Below are 18,069 nucleotides of genomic sequence, written 5' to 3' on the forward strand. Positions count from 1 at the left end.
CCCCCGGACGGCTCCCCGACCCCCGGCCTCCCAGGCTTCCCAGGCGGCGACGGATAGCTCAGCCCCGCGCGTCTCCCTTCGGCCCTCCCAACGCCGAAGGGAGACGCGCCAGGACCGACAAAGCCAACACCGAGCCCAGCGACACCGGCCACTGGAACCCGTCGCGATCGCGCCCGAAGACAGGCGAGCCGGCCCGATGCAGCACCCGCACCCAGTACTCGCCGAGGAAGGCGCTCCAGCGCCTGACCGCCGAGAGGCACCGCAATGGGGCACGCAGACCCCAGCCATCACACCGACCACGCAACGACCCCAACGTTTGCGATCGCGTCCGAAGGCAGGTTCCGAGCCTGCGAGGTACCTGATCGCGCAGCGAGCCCCTGGGCGAGCCGGAGCGATGCAGCGATCGCACGCAGTGCCCGTTGAAGGGAAGGCGCTCTAGCGCCTGACCGCCGAGGGCACTGCAAACAAGCAGAGAGGGTTTCCGCCACTCGGGGGCAATGGCGGAAACCCTCATCATGTCTTCGTCGCGACGGTGTCGGACGTTACGGATTTCAACTGAATTTTTCGGCGCCCGGTGGCGGCCAGGGCGCACGGGGCGTGTGCCGGGCGCGGTGCGGTCAGGGGGTTGCGGTGGGGGTGGGGGTGTCCACTACGCCGTCGTCGAACTGGACCTTGGGTTCCAGCCAGGGGAAGACCAGGTACCAGAGGATGGCGGCCACGGCGATGACGATGCCCAGTGCCGTGGCGGTCTTGGTCTGCCGGGTGCCCGGCAGGTGGCGCCAGATCCAGGCGTACACGGGGGTCTCCTAGGGGGCTATGTCTGCTTCACGCGGGGCACCGCCGACGCCAGCTCGCCGAAGATGATCATCCGTTTGGCGGCGGAGAACTTCGGGTGGCAGGTGGTGAGGGTGATGAGGCGTTCGGTGGGCTTGCGCCTGGGGTGGCCGGGGACGGGGGCGGTGACCTCCGTCGCGGCCGGTTTCACGATCTTGCGGTCGGTGACCTTGTAGACGTACTGCTTCTCCCGGGTGTCGATCAGGATCTCGTCGCCGCGGTCGAGTTCGCCGAGCCGGTTGAAGGGGGCGGAGTAGGTCGTCCGGTGCCCGGAGACCACGAAGTTGCCGACCTCGCCGGGCAGCGCGGTCCCCGGGTAGTGACCGGGGCCCTTGCGGAGGTCGTCGCGGTCGACGCCCTCGATCACGACGAACTTCCAGTCCGCGCCGAAGCGGGGGATGCGGATCATCGCAAGGCCCTTGCCCAGCTTCACCCGCTCGGTGGTGACCCGGTCGGCCCGCCACGTGCTCAGCATCTCGTCGCCGAGGCGGTCCTGCTGGTCCTGGGTGTACCGGCCGGTGCCCCACAGCCCGTAGGTGACGAAGAGCATGAAGACCAGGCCGGCGGTGATGGTCAGTTCGCCCATGCCACGGATCAGCGTCCGCACCGGGGTGCACCCTCCTTCTCAGTCCGGCACCGAAGCGTGCTTCATCGTCACGTTGCCGGTGTAGGGCGGCAGCGTGGCCTTCCGCACGGTCCGCACCGAGTAGCCGAGCCCGTACGCGCGGACGTACCTGCGGTAGACGGCGATCTCGGGGGACGTGGCGAGCGCCGCGCGGAGCCGGTCCGGGTCGCCGACGGCGGTGATCCGGAACGGCGGGGAGTACACGACGCCCTGGAGGATCAGCGTATTGCCCACGCAGCGGACGGCGCTCGTCGAGATCACCCGCTGGTCCATGATCTGCATCGCCTTCGCGCCGCCGGCCCACAGGGCGTTCACGACGGCCTGGACGTCGCTCTCGTGGACGACGAGGTCGTCCGGCCGGACGTCGCGGGGCAGCGCGCCGGACTTCGGCAGCGGCGCGTCGTCCAGCGAGACGCGGAGGGCGGGGCCGCCGACCGGGGTGAAACCGGCGCGGACGGCGAGCCGGTCGGCTTCGGCGCGGGCTTCTTTCACCCTTGCGTCGTGACGTCCGGCCGCACGCGAGATACGGTCGATGTCATGGCGGAGGCGCCGGTACTCGGCGCGCTCCTGGCGGCTCCGGCGCTGCTCCGCGGCGATGAGCTCGGTGATCTCGGTGCGGCCCTGCTCGCGCAGGCTCGTGCCGCGGGCCGTGCTCGCGCTCGCCGCGAACAGCGTTCCCGCGAGGAGCGTGAGAACCGGGATGATGCTTCCCCACGCTGGACGCCGTACTCTGCTCACCAGCGACTACGCTAACCGACAAAGCACCCATGCGCGGTCCGGCGCTCCGGCCGCCGGACGCCCGAGGAGATCGACCCACCGTGGCCAAGTCCAAGACGCGTAAGAAGGCCGTTTACACGCCCCCGCAGAAGTCCAAGGCCCCCGAGGTCAGCCCGCGCTGGCTGGTGCCGACGATGGTCGCGCTCTGGCTGGTCGGCCTGGCCTGGATCGCCGTCTTCTACGTGACGGCGAGCACCGGCACCGAGGTGCCGTACATGACCGACCTGCACAACTGGAACCTCGGCATCGGCTTCACGGCGATCATCCTCGGCGTGATCCTGTCCACCAAGTGGCGCTGAGGGTTATCCACAGGTGGGGCCGCCAGGTCCCCGGTTGTCCCCAGGTTATCCACAGGCGCGGACGCCCCCTGCGGGGCGCCCGCGCCTTCGCGGCTACCCGGCGGACGGGCTGAGCTCCGCCGTTCGGACGACCACGAGAGCGGTGAGCAACGCGAAGGTGAGCAGCGGCGCCCCGATGTGCAGCAGGCGCCGCTGCGCGGCCGGCGCGTACGCGTAGGCGGCCGCCAGCACGGCGCCGACCACGAGGCCGCCGACGTGGCCCTCCCAGGAGATCCCCGGCACCGAGAACGTGATCACCAGGTTGATGACCAGCAGCACCACGATCGGCCCCACCGGCCCGCCGAACTTCCGGCCGACCACGAAGAACGCGCCGAACAGGCCGAAGATCGCGCCGGACGCGCCGACCGCCGACGCCGACGGGGCGCCCACCATGTACAGCAGCACCGAGCCGCCCAGCCCCGACAGCACGTAGAGGGCGAGGAACCGCCACCGGCCGAGGACCTGCTCCAGCGCGGGGCCGATCGCGTACAGCGCCCACATGTTGAACAGGATGTGGGTGATGCCGAACGTGCCCCCGCGCTGGTGCAGGAACATCGTGGTGAACAGCCGGTACCACTCGCCCTCGGCGACCCCGCCGACGTCGCCGTCGGGCAGCAGCCCGCGGCCGAGCATCATGAACTCCCACACGACGCGCCACGACGCGAGCTCGGCCAGGTAGGCCAGCACGCAGGCGGCGATGAGCGTGTAGGAGACGACGGGCACCGCGGACGTGGAGCCCCGCGCGCCGATCGGCGTCCGCGGCACCGCCTTGCGGATGCTCCGGTTGCCCTCGGCGACGCATTCGACGCACTGATGTCCCACCGCCGCGTCCCGCATGCACTCGGGGCAGATGAAGCGGTCGCACCGCGTGCAGCGCACGTACGTCTCCCGGCCCGGATGCCGGTAGCAGGTCGGCACCGAGGTCTCGGGGGCGGGACTGTGGTCTGTGCTCATCTGGGCTCCGTGGGGACCGGTCTCACACCTTCGAGGGTCTCACCGTATGAAACGTCTAACGGCGCTCGATCGTCACCGACTGGATGACGACGTCCTCCCGCGGGCGGTCGCCCCGGGCGGTCGGGACCTGGGCGATCCGGTCGACGACGTCGGTGCCCTCGATCACCTTGCCGAAGATGGTGTGCCGGCCGGTCAGGTGCTGGGTGTGCCCGACGCTGAGCGTGATGAAGAACTGGGAGCCGTTGGTGCCGGGCCCGGCGTTGGCCATGGCCAGCAGGTAGGGCCGGTCGAACTTCAGGTCGGGGTGGAACTCGTCCTTGAACTCGTAGCCCGGCCCGCCGGTGCCGGTGCCCAGCGGGTCACCTCCCTGGATCATGAACTGGCTGATGACGCGGTGGAAGATCGTGCCGTTGTAGAGCGGCGCGTCGGACTTCTGGCCGGTCCGCGGGTCGTGCCAGGTCCGGTTGCCCTCCGCGAGGTCGACGAAGTTCGCCACCGTCTCGGGAGCATGCTCCGGGTACAGCTGGATCACGATCTTGCCGAGCGACGTGTTGAGCGTCGCGAAGATCTCGTTGGCCACGCTGGCCACCTCTCATTGGGAGTCGGTCTGTACGTCTGTACGTCTGTGCATGGGGTCTCCGGTCGCACCCTGGAGTCACCCTGCGTGTTCGCACGGTTGCTCATCCGGGGTTTACCCCCCTGACTTCGGGAAGGCTGAACGACAGGACCTCGCAAACAGGGAGGTTAGCGTGTCCCTAATGATCAGTATCCGCCGGAAGCCGCAGGAGGAGGTTCTCACGCGGTTCGACCGCGTGCAGGAGACCGCCCGCCAGGCCGCCCGCCAGGGCACCGGCATGTACCGGCAAGGCGCCGGGAAGTTCCGGCAGGGTGCCTCGTCCGCGGCGGAGCGGATCAAACCCGCCGCGGACGAGCGGGTGATGGCCGTCCGCGGCTGGAGCGCACCGAAGCTCCGGCAGGCGGCCCGGTACGTGGAGACCGGGCTCGCACCGCGGGTCAGCACGTTCTTGAGTGATACCGCCCACCGGGTGGAACCGCCCCCAAGGGCCAAGCCCGGCCGCGGCGCCCTCATGGCGGTGATGGGGGCCGTCACCGCCATCGGCGTGGCCGGTGTGGTCGCCACAAGGCGCGGCACCATCCGCGACCTGACCAAGGGTTCCGGTGAGCACGCGGGGGACGCCACGTCGGCGGACTCCATGACGGTCACCGGCGCCGATGTCGACGGTCAGGTGCATTCTCCGCACTAGCGCGGGGAGTACGCGTTTCCGGTAGGAGGGCCCGGCCGTAACGGCCGGGCCCTTCGCCGTGCGCGGCCGGGGATATCCGCCGTGCGCGGCCGGGATTTTCGGGTGCGCGGCAATGGCTAGACTCTCGCGTCCCTTCTGTCACACGGTTGCTACCAACCGGTACGGTGAACGCCATGTCGCCGAAGCGCTCGATCCCGCAGGTGCTGGCGGCCCGGGCCAGGAACCGGGCGCGCCAGGGCGTGCACACGGCCGTGCATCACGCCTGGGCGTGGGTGCAGCGGCACGGCGAGATCACCCCGCACACGCCGGGCCGCCGCAAGTTCGCGTACCTGGGCGAGGGCGCCTGCATCGGCTTCCCCGTCGGGGCCATCTACGGCGAGCCGTGGATCTCGATCGGGGACCACACGCTGGTCGGCACGCACGTGACGATCTCGGCGGGTTTCGTCCCGGGCCTCGACCTGGGCCCCGACGTCGTCGTCCGCATCGGCGCGAGCTGCTCGCTCGGCCGCGGCACCCACATCGTCGGCCACCAGTCCATCGACATCGGGGACGACGTCTTCACCGGCCCCAACGTCTACATCACCGACCAGAACCACACCTACGGCGACCTGCACACGCCCATCGGGCGGCAGTGGCCGGAGAACAACCCCGTCGTGATCGGGGACGGCTGCTGGATCGGGACCGGCGCGATCATCCTCCCCGGCACCCGGCTCGGCCGGAACGTGGCCGTGGCGGGCGGCGCGGTCGTCCGCGGCGAGTTCCCCGACCACGCGGTGATCGGCGGCGTCCCCGCCAAGATCCTCCGCAGCCACGACAAGGAGAACGGCTGGCAGCCCCCGCTGCGCAGCGACCCCCTCATGTCCCTGGACGAGCTGGCCGCGCTCTCCGTGGACGGCCTCGAAGGGCTCCAGGTCCTGCAGGACAAGCTCCGCGAGGAGAACGACGCCCGCGACGAGACCGTCCTGCGCGAAGAGGCCGGCTGACCCCCGCCGCCCGCCAGGACGGGAGCGCGGCGAGTACGTCGCGACTCACCGCGACCGGCGGCACCATCGCCCGACCGAGGACGCCGAAGTGTCCGCCGCACGGGGACACGGAGCCGGACATGGGCGGAGCCCCGCCGGTTCGGGCGGGGCTCCGGGGTGTTGCGGGTCAGTTGTAGCGGGCCGGGCGGGCGGTGCCCCGGCGGCTGCCGTGGGAGCCGCCGCCGGTGCGCGGGCCGCCACCGCGGCGCTCGCCGCCGGAGTAGGACGCGCGGTGCTCGCCGTCGCCACGGGGACGGCCGCCGCCGAAGCCGCGGCCGCCGCGGCGGCCACCGCCCTGGCGGCCCCGGCCGCCGCCGCCCTCGCGGCGCGGCGCACGCTCGGGGATGATCGGGCCCTCGATCGGGATGCCGGACGGCGGGCGGGCGCCGGTCAGCTTGACCAGCTCCGTGTCGCCGGTGGTGACCCGGGTGCGGGGCGCGTTGATGCCGGCGCGGCGCGTCATCGCGGACGTGGCGCGCACCTGGTGCGGCAGCACGAGCGTGACGACCGTGCCGCTCTCGCCGGCGCGGGCGGTGCGGCCCGCGCGGTGCATGTAGTCCTTGCTGTCCGCGGGCGGGTCGACGTGCATGACGAGGGACACGTCGTCCACGTGGATGCCGCGGGCGGCGACGTCGGTGGCGACCAGCACGCTGATCGAGCCCTCGCGGAACTCGGCGAGCGTGCGGGTGCGCAGCCCCTGGCTCTTGCCGCCGTGCAGGCCCGCCGCGCGGACGCCGGCCTGGACGAGCTGCTTGGCGAGCCGGTCGACGCCGTGCTTGGTGCGGGCGAACAGGATCGTCCGGCCCTCGCGGTTGGCGATCTCGGCGGTGACGGCGGCCTTCTCCTTGGGCGCGACCAGCAGCAGGTGGTGCTCCATCGTGTCGACGGACTCGTCGACCGGGCCGATGGCGTGCGTCACCGGGGCGTTGAGGTAGCGCTTGACCAGGACGTCGACGTCCTTGTCGAGGGTGGCGGAGAACAGCAGCCGCTGCCCGTCGCGCTTGGCGGCGTCGAGGATGTCGGTGACGTCGGGCAGGAAGCCCATGTCGGCCATGTGGTCGGCCTCGTCCAGCACGGCGATCTCGATGTCGGACAGGTCGCAGGCGCCCTGCCGCATCAGGTCCTTGAGGCGGCCGGGGGTGGCGACGAGGATCTCGACGCCGCGGCGCAGCGCGTCGATCTGCTTGAACATCGAGGTCTGGCCGATGACGGTCTTGAACCGGAGGCCGAGGCCGCGGCCGAGCGGCTCCAGGTTGGTCTGCACCTGCTGGGCCAGCTCGCGGGTCGGCACGAGGATGAGCGCCAGCGGGCGCTTCGGCGCGGCCTTGCGGCCGGACAGGCGGGCGAGGAGCGGCAGCCCGAACGCGAGGGTCTTGCCGGAGCCCGTCTTGCCGCGCCCGAGGACGTCGCGCCCCGCCATGACGTCGGGGATCGCGGCGGCCTGGATCGGGAACGGGGCGTCGATGCCCTGACGGGTCAGGGCGGTCACCAGCACCGGCGGCATGCCGAGCTCGGTGAAGGAGGGAACCCGCTCCTCGTCCGCGGTGGCGGGCATGGTCGGGTCCTGTGCAGCGGCAGCTGTGGTCACGCATTACCTTCCGAGAGGGGGGCACGTCTCGGGAGGCACCACGCGAGTGAGTGGGCTACAAGGACGAGCCTGGCGCCATGGTGCGCCGAAGATTGATACCTAGAGTCTAACGTCGCCGGACGGACTCCTTATGCCCTGTCCCCGCTGGAACATTCGGCGTCAGCCGTTTCCGGGCGTGTCAGCAGTCACAGGAGACGGCGGTCACCGGGGCGGTGAGCGGGTCGGGGGAGCGCCGGACGACCCCTTCGCCGGTCTCGACCGGGAATCCCTCGCGGGCCCAGTACTCGAAGCCCCCGATCATCTCCTTCACCGGAAAGCCGAGCTTGGCGAACTCCAGAGCGGCCTTCGTCGCACCGTTGCAGCCGGGGCCCCAGCAGTGGACGACGACGGTCGTGCCCCCGGGCACGCGCGTCGCGGCATGGCCGGCGATGTCGGCGGTCGGCAGGTGGACGGCACCCGGGATGTGACCCTGGTCCCAGCTTTCGGTGCCGCGCGTGTCGACGACGACGATGGCGCCGGTGCCCATGTGGGCGGCCACGTCCGACACGTCGGTCTCGAACGACAGGCGGGCGGCGAAATGGCGGACGGCCTCCGCGCTGGACGCGGCGGGGTGGAAGTCGTTCATCGGCGCTCCTCTGCCTCGGGATCTCCTGCGGGCGTCTTAATCCTGCGGTCGCGGCGACCGGCCGGACAGTGGCATGAATGCCGACCCGCGCTAAGATCTCGCCATGCTCGTCACTCCCCCGGTACGCCGGCACACGGTGTCGGTGCTCGCGTTCGACGGGATGGCGCCGTTCGAGCTCGGCCTGGTCGTGGAGGTCTTCGGGCTGCCCCGGCCGGAGGTGGACGTCCCCTGGTACGACCTGCTGGTCTGCTCTCTGGAGCGCGGCCCGATGCGCGCGGTCGGCGGTTTCACGATGACGGCCGAGCACGGCCTCGACGCGTTCGCGTCCGCGGACACGGTGCTGGTCGTCTCCGTCCCCGACGTCCGGGGCGACCCCGCACCCGAGGTCGTCGCGGCGCTGCGGGCGGCGCACTCGCGCGGTGCGCGCGTCGTGTCGATCTGCTCGGGCGCCTTCGCGCTCGCGGCGGCGGGCCTGCTCGACGGACGCGAGGCCACCACGCACTGGCGGTTCGCGGACCTGCTGCAACGCCGCTTCCCGAAGGTCCGGGTGACCCCGGACGTCCTGTACGTGGACGGTGACGACGTCCTCACCGGCGCCGGGAGCGCGGCCGGGCTCGACCTGTGCCTGCACCTCGTCCGCAAGGACCACGGCGCCCGGGTCGCGAACGCGGTGGCGCGGCGGCTGGTCGTCCCGCCGCACCGGGAGGGCGGGCAGGCGCAGTTCGTGGAGGCCGCCGTGACCCCGCCCGCGGAGGACGACGCGATCGCCCGCGCCATGGCGTGGACGCTCGCGCACCTCGCCGAGCCGATCACGGTCGCGCGCATGGCCCGGGAGGCGCGCCTGGCGCCGCGCACGTTCCTCCGGCACTTCCAGCGGCAGACGGGGACGAGCCCGCTGCGCTGGGTGATCACCCAGCGGATCATGGCCGCGCTGCCGCTGCTCGAGGAGGGCGGCACACCGGTCGAGGAGGTCGGCGCGGCGGTCGGCTTCGAGAGCCCGGCGACGTTCCGGCACCATTTCACGCGGGCGATGAAGACCTCACCGTCCGCCTACCGCCGCTCCTTCCTGGCTCCGAGCCACCCGAGCCCTTCCTTCTGAGAAGGGCGCCACCGGACGGGGACGGGGCCCGGCGGTCGGCCTCGCGGGCGATCACGGTGATCACCCCGTCGAAGCCGCGGCGCCGCGGCGGGCCCGGACCGCGGGGCTTGTCCACAAGCAGACGAATACGGTCATTTAACCGGAGGCATCCCCCGTTTTACGTTTTGCGGTGCGTTCGCCGGGTTTCGGACGTGGTTCGTCCCGCCGCCCCCGGCGGGCGCGACCAGACCCCCCGGGGGAATCGGAAACGGCCCGACCCCGAGGTCAGCGCGCCCGCCGGGAATGCGGACCGCGCCGGCACCCGCGCCCGGGATAGGGAGACTCCTAATGCGGCGGCGGCCTGACCGGTACCGGCGCGCACAAGACTTGCCAGATCATCTCCGCAATGAAGTCAAAGTTGATCGTTGATCGGATCACCGGCCTTTGTTAGCGTGCCACCCCGTGGGGGGACTCCTTGTTCACTTTCCGCAAGAGTCCTATTCCACTGCGCAGCGTCCGCCCCATCCGCCAACGAGCCGCAAACCGTTCTTGCGTTCTTTCCCGTGACCATCGGGAAGGCGCACACAACTACACCCGACCCCCATGAAGTAGTCAGGTGAACGGTATAACTAAATGACAATCCAATCTGCCGAAGAAGAAATCGACCGGACTTTGGGGAAGCGGATCATCTCGTTCGCCCGCAGCCCGCTCTTCCAAGGTGACGCCCAGGTACTGCACCCTCCCAACCCCTACCGCCGGATGCTGGTCCCGGACGCGCTCGCCGAGGCCGACTTCGGCCGCCCGCCGGCCGCCGACGAGTGGGCCGCGCACCGCTCCCTCAGCGCGCACCGGCTGCTCGGCACCTTCTACGAGGCCGACACGGTGCTGCTCCCGGAACAGGGGCTCGCCGACCTGCACGCGGACTTCGACCTCTTCTACGGCTCTGAGCTGCGGGAACTCCGGGAATCGTCGGTCTCCGCGCTGGAACGTTTCGCGTTCGCCTGCCTGGACGACGCCGTGGACGTCAGCGGCGCCGCCACCCCCGACGTCCTGGACGCCTACTTCCAGCATGTCGTCGCCGAGGCCGAGAACGGTCCATCGTCCGCGCTGGCCGCCATCGCCGCGGCGCGCGACCCGGAGAGCGCCGCCGACCTGTACCTGGTGCAGCTCGCGCTCGACGGCCTCACCGAGGCGTCCGCGATGTCGCGCAACCTCGCCGGCGCGTACGGACCCGAGCAATCCGCCCTGTTCAAGATCTTCATCGACGAATTCGGATACGGGGTCTACGACGCCAAGCACACCACCATCTTCGCCAAGATGCTGCGCAGCCGCGCGATGGCGACGCACGTGCACGCGTACTGGAACTTCTACCTCGCCGGCCCGCTGGCCACGAACAACTACTATTACTACCTGTCCCGCGATCACGCGAAGTTCTTCCGGTATGCGGGTGCGGTGACCTATGCGGAAGCGGTTTTCGCGCCCGCGTTCGTGGAGATGGTGAAGGTCTTCCGCAAGATCTTCGGGGATTCCGTCGACCTGCATTACTGCGACGAGCACGCGCATATCGACGAGCACCACGGGCGCATCACCAGGGAGGAGGTGCTGCTCGCCCTGGCCGCCCGGCACGGGCCGCGCGTCGTGCCGGAACTGATGCGCGGCGTCGCCGAGGCCCGGCTCATCGGCGGCTGGTTCGAGGACGACACCGCGGCGCAGATCCGCTGGTCGGACGACCTCCCCCGGCACCGGGACCTCGCCGGAACGGTCCGGCTCGGGCCGGCGCCGCGGCGGGTCGCCCTGACCCCGGACGCCCCGTTCGGGACGCGGAGCCACGACGACTCCATGGTCCTGGAGGTCGAGCGCGGCGAGGCGGAGCTCATCACCACCCCGACCGGGCCGCCCGAGCGGCTGGCCCGCGGCGACGTGGTGCTGATCCCGGCCGGCCGGCTCTACGGGGTGCGGTCGACGTCCCCCGAGGGCGGCTACCTGCTCCATACCGTGACCCCGGACGGCTGATCCATCTTCCGGGCGTCGTGACGGCACGGCGTCCTCCGCTTCCGCAAGTCGCCGGTGAGCCGCACACCTCACCGGACACCCGCCCCGTACTCCGGTTTCGCATGCCCGCGCCATGCCGGTGCCGCCCGCCGTCATCCGGCCGTGCCCGAACGACAAGAGGAGCCGATGGCCCGCGTCATCGTCATGGATCTGAGCCGCCACAACACCGTGCTGGTCGGCCACGACCGCTACTTCGTCCTGCACACGGACGGGCGGTCGCTGCTCGTCCTCGACCGCTGCCCGCACCGCGGCGGGCCGCTGAGCCTGGCCCGCCGCACCCCGGACGGGCGGCGCCTGAGCTGCCCCTGGCACGGCACCAAGGTCGGTGTCGCGGCCGTGAAGCGCACCAGCCTGCCGATGGTGCGCAGCGGCGACGAGGCCGTCGTCGTCCTCCCGGACGGCGACGACGAAGGCGGCGAACCGATTTCGGTCATCCACAAGGAGGTCCTCGCCAACCTGCCGCCGGACGCGCCCTGCGCGGCCGACTCCGCGGGCCGCGAGGCGACCGGCGCCGGGGAGGTCGGCGCCGGGGAGGTCGCGCGCCGATGACACCGGGCAGCGCCGCAGACAGCTCATCACCTGGTTCGAACCGAGGAGGCACGGTTGTGGAACCGACAGAAGCAGACCTGATGGATCCCGTTCCGGAGATCCATGCCGACGACCTGGAACTCGCGCAGTTCCTGCGCTGGGGCCGCGACCTGCACCACCAGGGCCGCTACGAGGACGCCGCCAAGGCGTACGAGCTCATCCTCGGCCTGGATCGCGACAACGAGGAGGCGCGGATCGGCCGGAACCGCGCCGTCCGCCGCGTCGTCCCCCGCTGGCACTGGGAGATGCTGCACGACGAGGAGCGCGCGGAGCTCTACGACCGGGCGATCCGGCAGGCGGTGGCGGCGAACCCGGACGCGCTGGTGCTGGACATCGGCGCCGGCTCGGGGCTGCTGGCGATGATGGCCGCCCGGGCGGGGGCGCGCCAGGTCGTGGCGTGCGAGGGGCAGCAGGCCGTGGCCGAGACGGCCGCCCGGGTCGTCCGGGTGGCCGGGTACGACGACGCGGTCAGCGTCGTGCCGAAGATGTCCACCCGGATGACGGTGCCGGAGGACCTGCCCCGGCGCGCCGACCTGCTGGTCACCGAGATCGTCGACTGCGGGCTGCTGGGCGAGGGCATCCTCGGCACGATCGCGCACGCCCGCGAGCACCTGCTCACCCCGGACGCGACGATCATGCCCTCGCGGGGCCGGATCATCGCGCAGCTGGTGGAGAGCGAGCCGCTGCACCGCAAGAACCACGTGGGCAAGCTCTACGGGTTCGACCTGGCGCCGTTCAACCGGCTGTCGACGCTGGAGTACTTCGACTCCCGCCTCCACCGGCACGACCACCGGACGCTGTCGGACCCGCTGACCGTGTTCGACTTCGACTTCCGCACCGCGGACGCGACGCCCCGCCGCACCGAGCTCCGGGTCCGTCCCACCGCCGCGGGGCGGCTGCACGCGATCGCGTTCTGGTTCGAGATGGAGTTGCTTCCCGGGATCACGCTCGGCAACGCGCCCGGCCACGACTCGCACTGGAAGCAGGCGATCCAGTGCCTGCCCGTCCCCGTGCTGGTGCAGCCCGGCGAGCCGGTCGTCCTGGACGCGGCGCACGACGGGGAGTGCGTCCGCTTCACCGTCCGCACCGAAGGCGCCCCCGGCGCTGAACACAATGTCCCGGAAGGCGATGTCACGGAGGCGGCGCGATGACGATCACCACGACGGGACGGTCCACCGCCTTCGCGGAGTACTGCGCGCAGCGGATCTTCCAGCCGGGACCGGAGGTGTTCATCGAGGGCAACCCGTTCCGGCGGCCGATCGGCCCGCCCGGCACCGGCGACCGGGACTTCTCCGTCCCGGCCACCGAGGCGGAGTTCCTGGGCTCCGGGCAGCTCGTCGCGGGGCGCGCGCTGTGCAACGCCTACGAGAGCGACATGATCCTGCTGCCCGCCGAGGGCCTCGCGCCGGTCAAGGACGACTTCGACCTGTTCTACGGCGACGAGGTGCGGCGGCTGCGCGACCGGATCCGGCCGGACCTGGAGCGCTACGCCTTCTCGTTCCTGGACGACGCCGTCCCCGTCCCGCCGGTGCGGACCCTGGAGGAGCTGCAGCGGTACTTCCTCGCCGAGGTCGGCGAGGCGGGGGCGCCCGCCGACGCGTCCGGGAACAACCCGGCGGTGGACGCGGCGGCGCCGGTGACCGGCACGATGCGGGCCATCACCGAGTGCCGGCACCCGGAGGAGGCAGCGGCGCTGCACCTGATCCAGCTCGCGCTGGACGCGCTGACGGAGGCGTCGGCGATGGCGCGCAACCTGGGCGGGTCCTACGGTGTCGAGCAGTCCGAGCTCTTCAAGATCTTCAATGACGAGTTCGGCTACGGGGTGTACGGCGCCAAGCACAGCACGATCTTCAAGGAGATGCTGGCGAGCGTCGGGCTGCGCACCGACCTGCACGCGTACTGGAACTTCTACCTGACCAGCTCGCTGGTCGGGGTGAACTACTTCAACTGGCTCACCGAGGACCACCGCGGGATGTTCCGCTACATGGCCGCGGTGACCTACCTGGAGTGGCTGTTCGCCCAGGGGTTCGCCGACACCGGGGCGATGCTCCGCGCCGTCTACGGCGACCGGGTGGACGCGAAGTACTGCGACGAGCACGCGCACATCGACGTCCACCACGGGCGGATGACGTACGAGAACCTTCTGCTCGGGCTGGCCCGCACCCACGGTGAGCTGGTCATCCCCGAGCTGGTGCGCGGCATCGAGGACACCAAGCTCCTGCTGCGCCTCGGCGACGCCGACTTCCGCGCCCAGATCGCCTGGGCCGACACCCTCGACGAGCACACCCGGGCGGGCGCCTCGCTGGCGTCCGCCGCGCTGGACGACGCCGTGGCGAGCACCCTCCGCCCCGGCGACCCGTTCTGCACCGGCGTGCACGACACCGACCGGCTCATCGAGGTCACCGCCGGCGAGGTGGACGTGTACGCGTGGGCCACCGAGAACCCGCACCGCCTCGGGAAGGGCGACGTGCTGCTGGTGCCGCGGGGCCGGCTGCACGGGCTGAAGGCCGCCTCGCCCGAGGCGCGCGTTACCGCACGAACCGCCGAAAGGACGTCTCACGATGGCTGAGAACCCCGTGGCCAAGAACACCGTGCCGGTCGTCGGCTCGTACAACGAGTGGGACCCGCTGGAAGAGGTGATCGTCGGCGTCATCGACGGCGCCGCGGTCCCGCCGTGGCATCCGGCGGTCGAGGCGACGGTGCCGCCGGAGGCGTGGGACTTCTACCGGCGCAACGGCGGCGGCGGATTTCCGCGGGAACAGGTCGAGGCGGCCCGCGAGGAACTGGAAGGATTCGTGTCGATCCTGGAGGGCGAGGGGGTGACGGTGCGGCGGCCCGACCCGGTCGACCAGTCGCGGTCGTTCGGCACCGCCGACTGGTCGTCCACCGGCGGTTCGTCGCACACCTTCCCCCGCGACATCGCGCTGGTCGCCGGCGACCAGATCGTCGAGGCGACGATGGGGTGGCGGTCGTACTACTTCGCGACCCACCCGTTCCGGACGATCTTCAAGGACTACTTCCGGCGCGGTGCCCGCTGGGTGGCCGCGCCGAAGCCGCAGCTCACCGACGCGTCCTACAACCCCGGCTACGCGGCGGCCAAGCCCGAGACGCCGTCGATCGACGACCCGTTCCCGGACGCGACGTCCGTCATCACCGAGTTCGAGCCGATCGTGGACGCGGGCGACTTCATGCGGTTCGGCCGCGACATCCTCGTCCAGCGCAGCCACGTCACCAACCGGTTCGGCATCGAGTGGGTGCGGCGGCTGCTCGGCGACGAGTTCCGGGTGCACGAGGTCGCGTTCCTGGACGACCACCCGATGCACCTCAACGCCACGTTCGTCCCGCTGCGTCCCGGCCGGGTGCTGATCAACCCCGAGCGCGTGCCCGAGATGCCGGAGATGTTCGCCGACTGGGACACGGTGGTCTGCCCCGAGCCCGCCATCCCCGCCGACCAGACGATGTACTTCTGCAGCCGCTGGATCGCGATGAACACCCTGATGCTCGACCAGGAGCGCATCTTCGTGGAGGCGCAGGAGACCGAGCTGCTGCGCCTGCTGGAGAAGGAGGGCTTCACCCCCATCCCCGTCCCGTTCCGCACGGTCAACACGTTCGGCGGCGGCTTCCACTGCGCCACCCTCGACGTCCGCCGGCGCGGCGCGCTCGAGGACTACTTCACGTCCTGACCAGCCATACGGGTGCCCGCCGACGCGACGGCGGGCACCCATCGAGGGAGAACCAACGATGGCGACACACGACCGCCCCCATCTGCTCGTGATCGCGACGGGCTGGCGGGTCTACCGCGAATACCTGCTGCGGTCGATCAGCGAGCGGTTCCGGGTCCACCTCTTCCACGTCGCCGAGCCGACCTGGGAGAAGGAGTACATCACCGGGTGGACCGTGGTGCCGAGCACCATCGACGGGCCGGCGATGGCCGAAGAGGCCCTGCGGCTGGCCGGGCGCGAGCCGGTCGACGGCGTGCTGTGCTGGGACGAGGCGCGGATCCTGCCGACCGCCCACGTCACCGAGGCGCTCGGCCTGCCCGGCGGCGGGCCCGAGACGATCCTGCGGGTGCGGGACAAGGGGCGGACCCGCGCGGCCCTCGACGCCGCCGGCGTGCCGCAGCCGCGCTCGGCCCCGGTGACGACGCTGGACGAGGCGCTCCGCGCGGCCGAGGACATCGGCTACCCGGTCGTCCTGAAACCGCGCGGTCTCGCCGCCAGCCTCGGCGTCGTGCGGGTCAAGGACGCGGGCGAGCTCCGCGACCGCTTCACGTTCTCGCTCTCGGCCAAGGCACCGGACCCGGTCGGGCTGGACATGCCGACGCCGCTGCTGGTCGAGGAATGCGTGACCGGCGAGGAGATCAGCGTCGACGCCGTCGTGCGGCACGGCGAGGTCACCGCGCTGTACGTCGGCCGGAAGGTCGTCGGCTACCCGCCGTACATGGAGGAGGTCGGGCACGTCGTCGCGGGCGACGACCCCCTGCTGTCCGACGGCGTCCTGCTGGACGCGCTGCAGAGCGCGCACACCGCCCTGGGCTTCCGCGACGGCTGGACGCACACGGAGTTCATCCTCACCGCCGACGGCCCGAAGCTGATCGAGGTGAACGGGCGGCTCGGCGGCGACATGATCCCCTACCTCGGCAGGCTGGCGACGGGGATCGACCCCGGCCACGCCGCGGCGGCGGTGGCGTGCGGGCTGGCCCCGGACGTCGCGCCGGCGCACGCCAGGGCCGCGGGCATCCGCTTCTTCTACCCCGCGCACGACGACACCACGATCGCGTCGGTCGGCTTCGACCCGGCCCGGCTCCCGGCGGAGGTCGACCAGGTGTCGCCGATGGTCCTCCCCGGCACGGTCGTGTCACCGCCGCCGAAGGGGATCGTGCTCGGCCGCATCGCCTTCGCGACCGCGGTGGCCGATACCGTGCCGGAATGCCATGAGGCGCTCCAGGCCGCCGGGTCCGCCCTCGTGGTCGAGACCGGCGCTCCGGAGACCGGGGCGTCTGAAACCGGGGAACCGGCGTGAGCGCGGCCGGAGAGCACCCCACCGTCCTCGGCACCGTACGGGAGATGCCGAGGACGGTTCGCGTCCTCGTCGTCGGCAACTTCATCACCAGCCTCGCGGCCTTCCTCAACGCGTTCCTGGTGCTGTTCCTGACCCACCGGGGCTTCTCCGCCTTCGACGCCGGGATCGCCTTCACCGCGCTGATGGTCGGCCGGATCTCCGGGACGGCCGTCGGCGGCGCGGTCGCCGACCGGATCGGCTACCGCCTGGTCATCGTGTGGTCGATGTTCGGCTCGGCGGTGCTGACGGCGCTGCTCGTGCACGTCCCGAACCTGTGGACGGCGGTGCTCGTCGCCGGGCTCGCCGGCCTGTTCAACCAGGCGTACCGGCCCGCGGCACAAGCCTGGGTGGTCGAGCTCACCCAGATGAACCGCCAGGTCATGGTCTTCTCGTTCCTGCGGCTGACCTTCAACCTCGGGTCCACGCTGGGGCCGCTCGGCGCGGCGCTGCTGCTCGTGTACGCGTCGTTCGACGTGCTGTTCTACGCGGACGCGGCCGGTTCGCTGGTGTTCGGCCTGTTCGCGCTGGTGGCGCTGAAGTCCGGCTCGCCGGGCGAGTCCCCGGCCGAGACCGCCCGGACGGCCGACGGAGGCGCGGAGGCGGTCCCCGGGGGCGGGTACCGCAGGGTGCTCACCGACGGCCGCTTCGTGCTCTTCATCGTCGGGCTCTTCCTGACCGCGATCACCTACATCCAGGTCTCGGCGACCCTGCCGCTGTTCGTGCAGAGCATCGGGCACACCGAGCGCCTGTACGCCGTGCTCCTCGCGATCAACGGCTTCGTGGTGATCGTCTTCGAGGTGCTGCTGTCGAAGTGGACGCAGAAGCTGCCGATCGGGCTGCCGATGGCGGTCGGCATGGCGCTGCTCGGCGCCGGCTACCTGATGTACCTCGGGCCCACCTCGGTCGGCCTGCTCGCCCTCGCGACGGTGGTGTGGACGTTCGGCGAGGTGGTCGCGGCGCCGTCGATGATGGCCTACCCCGGCATCATCGCGCCGCCGGGGCTGCGCGCCCGGTACATCGCGGCGGCGACCGTCCCGCAGCAGGCCGGCTACGCCGTCGGCCCGATGATCGGCGTCGCCGCCTGGCACTCCTGGGGCTCCGGCGTGTGGGTGCTGACCGGGTCGTTCGGGATCGTCGCGGCCGTGCTCGTCGCGGCCGGCGCGGGCCTGTCGCGGGTCCGGCCGGCGGACGATCCCGGCGGGCCCGACGAGCCCGAGGACCTGACGCCCGCGACGACGTCCAAGGGAGGCGACTGACGCACG

General features: G+C 71.5%; 18 protein-coding genes. 11 read left to right on the forward strand and 7 right to left on the reverse strand.

Annotated features, from left to right (window positions below; translation table 11 throughout):
- Positions 1 to 617: 617 nt before the first annotated feature.
- The 3 genes from E1289_RS21385 to E1289_RS21395 are packed head-to-tail and all read right to left on the reverse strand — an operon-like array spanning position 618 to position 2,197.
- The gene (locus tag E1289_RS21385) at positions 618 to 797 is read right to left on the reverse strand and encodes a hypothetical protein (RefSeq protein WP_131982854.1); all 180 of its coding nucleotides are present in this window, start codon (positions 795 to 797) and stop codon (positions 618 to 620) included.
- Positions 798 to 814: 17 nt separating this feature from the next.
- Positions 815 to 1,441 carry a class E sortase gene (locus E1289_RS21390; RefSeq protein ID WP_243713025.1) on the reverse strand — a complete coding sequence of 209 codons (627 nt, stop codon included), beginning with the start codon at positions 1,439 to 1,441 and terminating at the stop codon, positions 815 to 817.
- Between the two features lie 18 nt (positions 1,442 to 1,459).
- A complete protein-coding gene (locus E1289_RS21395) occupies positions 1,460 to 2,197 on the reverse strand; it encodes a DUF881 domain-containing protein (RefSeq protein ID WP_131982856.1) in 738 nt (245 codons plus the stop codon).
- 80 nt (positions 2,198 to 2,277) lie between these two features.
- Here E1289_RS21395 and E1289_RS21400 point away from each other — a divergent pair, with 80 nt between their 5' ends.
- Positions 2,278 to 2,535 carry a cell division protein CrgA gene (locus E1289_RS21400; RefSeq protein WP_229808258.1) on the forward strand — a complete coding sequence of 86 codons (258 nt, stop codon included), beginning with the start codon at positions 2,278 to 2,280 and terminating at the stop codon, positions 2,533 to 2,535.
- 93 nt (positions 2,536 to 2,628) lie between these two features.
- On the opposite strand, the gene E1289_RS21405 is transcribed toward E1289_RS21400, so the two are convergent.
- The gene (locus E1289_RS21405) at positions 2,629 to 3,528 is read right to left on the reverse strand and encodes a rhomboid family intramembrane serine protease (RefSeq protein WP_131982860.1); all 900 of its coding nucleotides are present in this window, start codon (positions 3,526 to 3,528) and stop codon (positions 2,629 to 2,631) included.
- A gap of 55 nt (positions 3,529 to 3,583) precedes the next feature.
- Positions 3,584 to 4,108: a peptidylprolyl isomerase gene (locus tag E1289_RS21410; protein WP_131982862.1), complete on the reverse strand. Its 525-nt coding sequence runs from the start codon at positions 4,106 to 4,108 to the stop codon at positions 3,584 to 3,586.
- Between the two features lie 178 nt (positions 4,109 to 4,286).
- On the opposite strand from E1289_RS21410, the gene E1289_RS21415 reads away from it, so the two are divergent.
- Both E1289_RS21415 and E1289_RS21420 read left to right on the forward strand, forming a co-directional pair.
- Positions 4,287 to 4,793 carry a hypothetical protein gene (locus tag E1289_RS21415; protein ID WP_131982864.1) on the forward strand — a complete coding sequence of 169 codons (507 nt, stop codon included), beginning with the start codon at positions 4,287 to 4,289 and terminating at the stop codon, positions 4,791 to 4,793.
- 173 nt (positions 4,794 to 4,966) lie between these two features.
- Entirely contained in the window at positions 4,967 to 5,776 is an 810-nt protein-coding gene (locus E1289_RS21420) for an acyltransferase (protein ID WP_131982866.1), read from the forward strand.
- A gap of 166 nt (positions 5,777 to 5,942) precedes the next feature.
- On the opposite strand, the gene E1289_RS21425 is transcribed toward E1289_RS21420, so the two are convergent.
- Complete coding sequence (locus tag E1289_RS21425; RefSeq protein WP_131982868.1) at positions 5,943 to 7,370, reverse strand: DEAD/DEAH box helicase; 1,428 nt, start codon at positions 7,368 to 7,370, stop codon at positions 5,943 to 5,945.
- Positions 7,371 to 7,581: 211 nt separating this feature from the next.
- A complete protein-coding gene (locus tag E1289_RS21430; protein WP_131982870.1) occupies positions 7,582 to 8,028 on the reverse strand; it encodes a rhodanese-like domain-containing protein in 447 nt (148 codons plus the stop codon).
- Positions 8,029 to 8,131: 103 nt separating this feature from the next.
- Between E1289_RS21430 and E1289_RS21435 the strand changes: the two genes are divergently transcribed.
- From E1289_RS21435 to E1289_RS21470, 8 genes are all read left to right on the forward strand, one after another.
- Positions 8,132 to 9,127 carry a helix-turn-helix domain-containing protein gene (locus tag E1289_RS21435; protein WP_131982872.1) on the forward strand — a complete coding sequence of 332 codons (996 nt, stop codon included), beginning with the start codon at positions 8,132 to 8,134 and terminating at the stop codon, positions 9,125 to 9,127.
- Positions 9,128 to 9,739: 612 nt separating this feature from the next.
- Positions 9,740 to 11,119: an iron-containing redox enzyme family protein gene (locus E1289_RS21440; protein ID WP_131982874.1), complete on the forward strand. Its 1,380-nt coding sequence runs from the start codon at positions 9,740 to 9,742 to the stop codon at positions 11,117 to 11,119.
- Positions 11,120 to 11,260: 141 nt separating this feature from the next.
- Positions 11,261 to 11,707, forward strand: coding sequence for a Rieske 2Fe-2S domain-containing protein (locus E1289_RS21445; RefSeq protein WP_131982876.1), 447 nt, complete (start codon positions 11,261 to 11,263; stop codon positions 11,705 to 11,707).
- A gap of 80 nt (positions 11,708 to 11,787) precedes the next feature.
- Positions 11,788 to 12,897: a 50S ribosomal protein L11 methyltransferase gene (locus tag E1289_RS21450; RefSeq protein ID WP_165970566.1), complete on the forward strand. Its 1,110-nt coding sequence runs from the start codon at positions 11,788 to 11,790 to the stop codon at positions 12,895 to 12,897.
- A complete protein-coding gene (locus E1289_RS21455; protein ID WP_131982880.1) occupies positions 12,894 to 14,315 on the forward strand; it encodes an iron-containing redox enzyme family protein in 1,422 nt (473 codons plus the stop codon). The genes E1289_RS21450 and E1289_RS21455 overlap by 4 nt, the downstream gene beginning before the upstream one ends.
- Positions 14,308 to 15,429, forward strand: a complete 1,122-nt coding sequence (locus tag E1289_RS21460; RefSeq protein WP_131982882.1) for an amidinotransferase — start codon at positions 14,308 to 14,310, stop codon at positions 15,427 to 15,429. Before E1289_RS21455 ends, E1289_RS21460 begins: the two co-directional genes overlap by 8 nt.
- A 58-nt stretch (positions 15,430 to 15,487) precedes the next feature.
- Entirely contained in the window at positions 15,488 to 16,768 is a 1,281-nt protein-coding gene (locus tag E1289_RS21465) for an ATP-grasp domain-containing protein (RefSeq protein WP_131982884.1), read from the forward strand.
- The gene (locus tag E1289_RS21470; protein ID WP_131982886.1) at positions 16,765 to 18,063 is read left to right on the forward strand and encodes an MFS transporter; all 1,299 of its coding nucleotides are present in this window, start codon (positions 16,765 to 16,767) and stop codon (positions 18,061 to 18,063) included. Before E1289_RS21465 ends, E1289_RS21470 begins: the two co-directional genes overlap by 4 nt.
- Positions 18,064 to 18,069 lie beyond the last annotated feature (6 nt).

The sequence above is a fragment of the Actinomadura sp. 6K520 genome (assembly GCF_004349245.1).
Lineage (GTDB): Bacteria > Actinomycetota > Actinomycetes > Streptosporangiales > Streptosporangiaceae > Spirillospora.

Coding starts and splice junctions, on each gene's coding strand:
- E1289_RS21405 (WP_131982860.1), bottom strand. CDS start 3,528: ATGAGCACAGACCACAGTCCCGCCCCCGAGACCTCGGTGCCGACCTGC.
- E1289_RS21415 (WP_131982864.1), top strand. CDS start 4,287: ATGATCAGTATCCGCCGGAAGCCGCAGGAGGAGGTTCTCACGCGGTTC.
- E1289_RS21420 (WP_131982866.1), top strand. CDS start 4,967: ATGTCGCCGAAGCGCTCGATCCCGCAGGTGCTGGCGGCCCGGGCCAGG.
- E1289_RS21425 (WP_131982868.1), bottom strand. CDS start 7,370: ATGCCCGCCACCGCGGACGAGGAGCGGGTTCCCTCCTTCACCGAGCTC.
- E1289_RS21430 (WP_131982870.1), bottom strand. CDS start 8,028: ATGAACGACTTCCACCCCGCCGCGTCCAGCGCGGAGGCCGTCCGCCAT.
- E1289_RS21435 (WP_131982872.1), top strand. CDS start 8,132: ATGCTCGTCACTCCCCCGGTACGCCGGCACACGGTGTCGGTGCTCGCG.
- E1289_RS21440 (WP_131982874.1), top strand. CDS start 9,740: ATGACAATCCAATCTGCCGAAGAAGAAATCGACCGGACTTTGGGGAAG.
- E1289_RS21450 (WP_165970566.1), top strand. CDS start 11,788: ATGGATCCCGTTCCGGAGATCCATGCCGACGACCTGGAACTCGCGCAG.
- E1289_RS21455 (WP_131982880.1), top strand. CDS start 12,894: ATGACGATCACCACGACGGGACGGTCCACCGCCTTCGCGGAGTACTGC.
- E1289_RS21460 (WP_131982882.1), top strand. CDS start 14,308: ATGGCTGAGAACCCCGTGGCCAAGAACACCGTGCCGGTCGTCGGCTCG.
- E1289_RS21465 (WP_131982884.1), top strand. CDS start 15,488: ATGGCGACACACGACCGCCCCCATCTGCTCGTGATCGCGACGGGCTGG.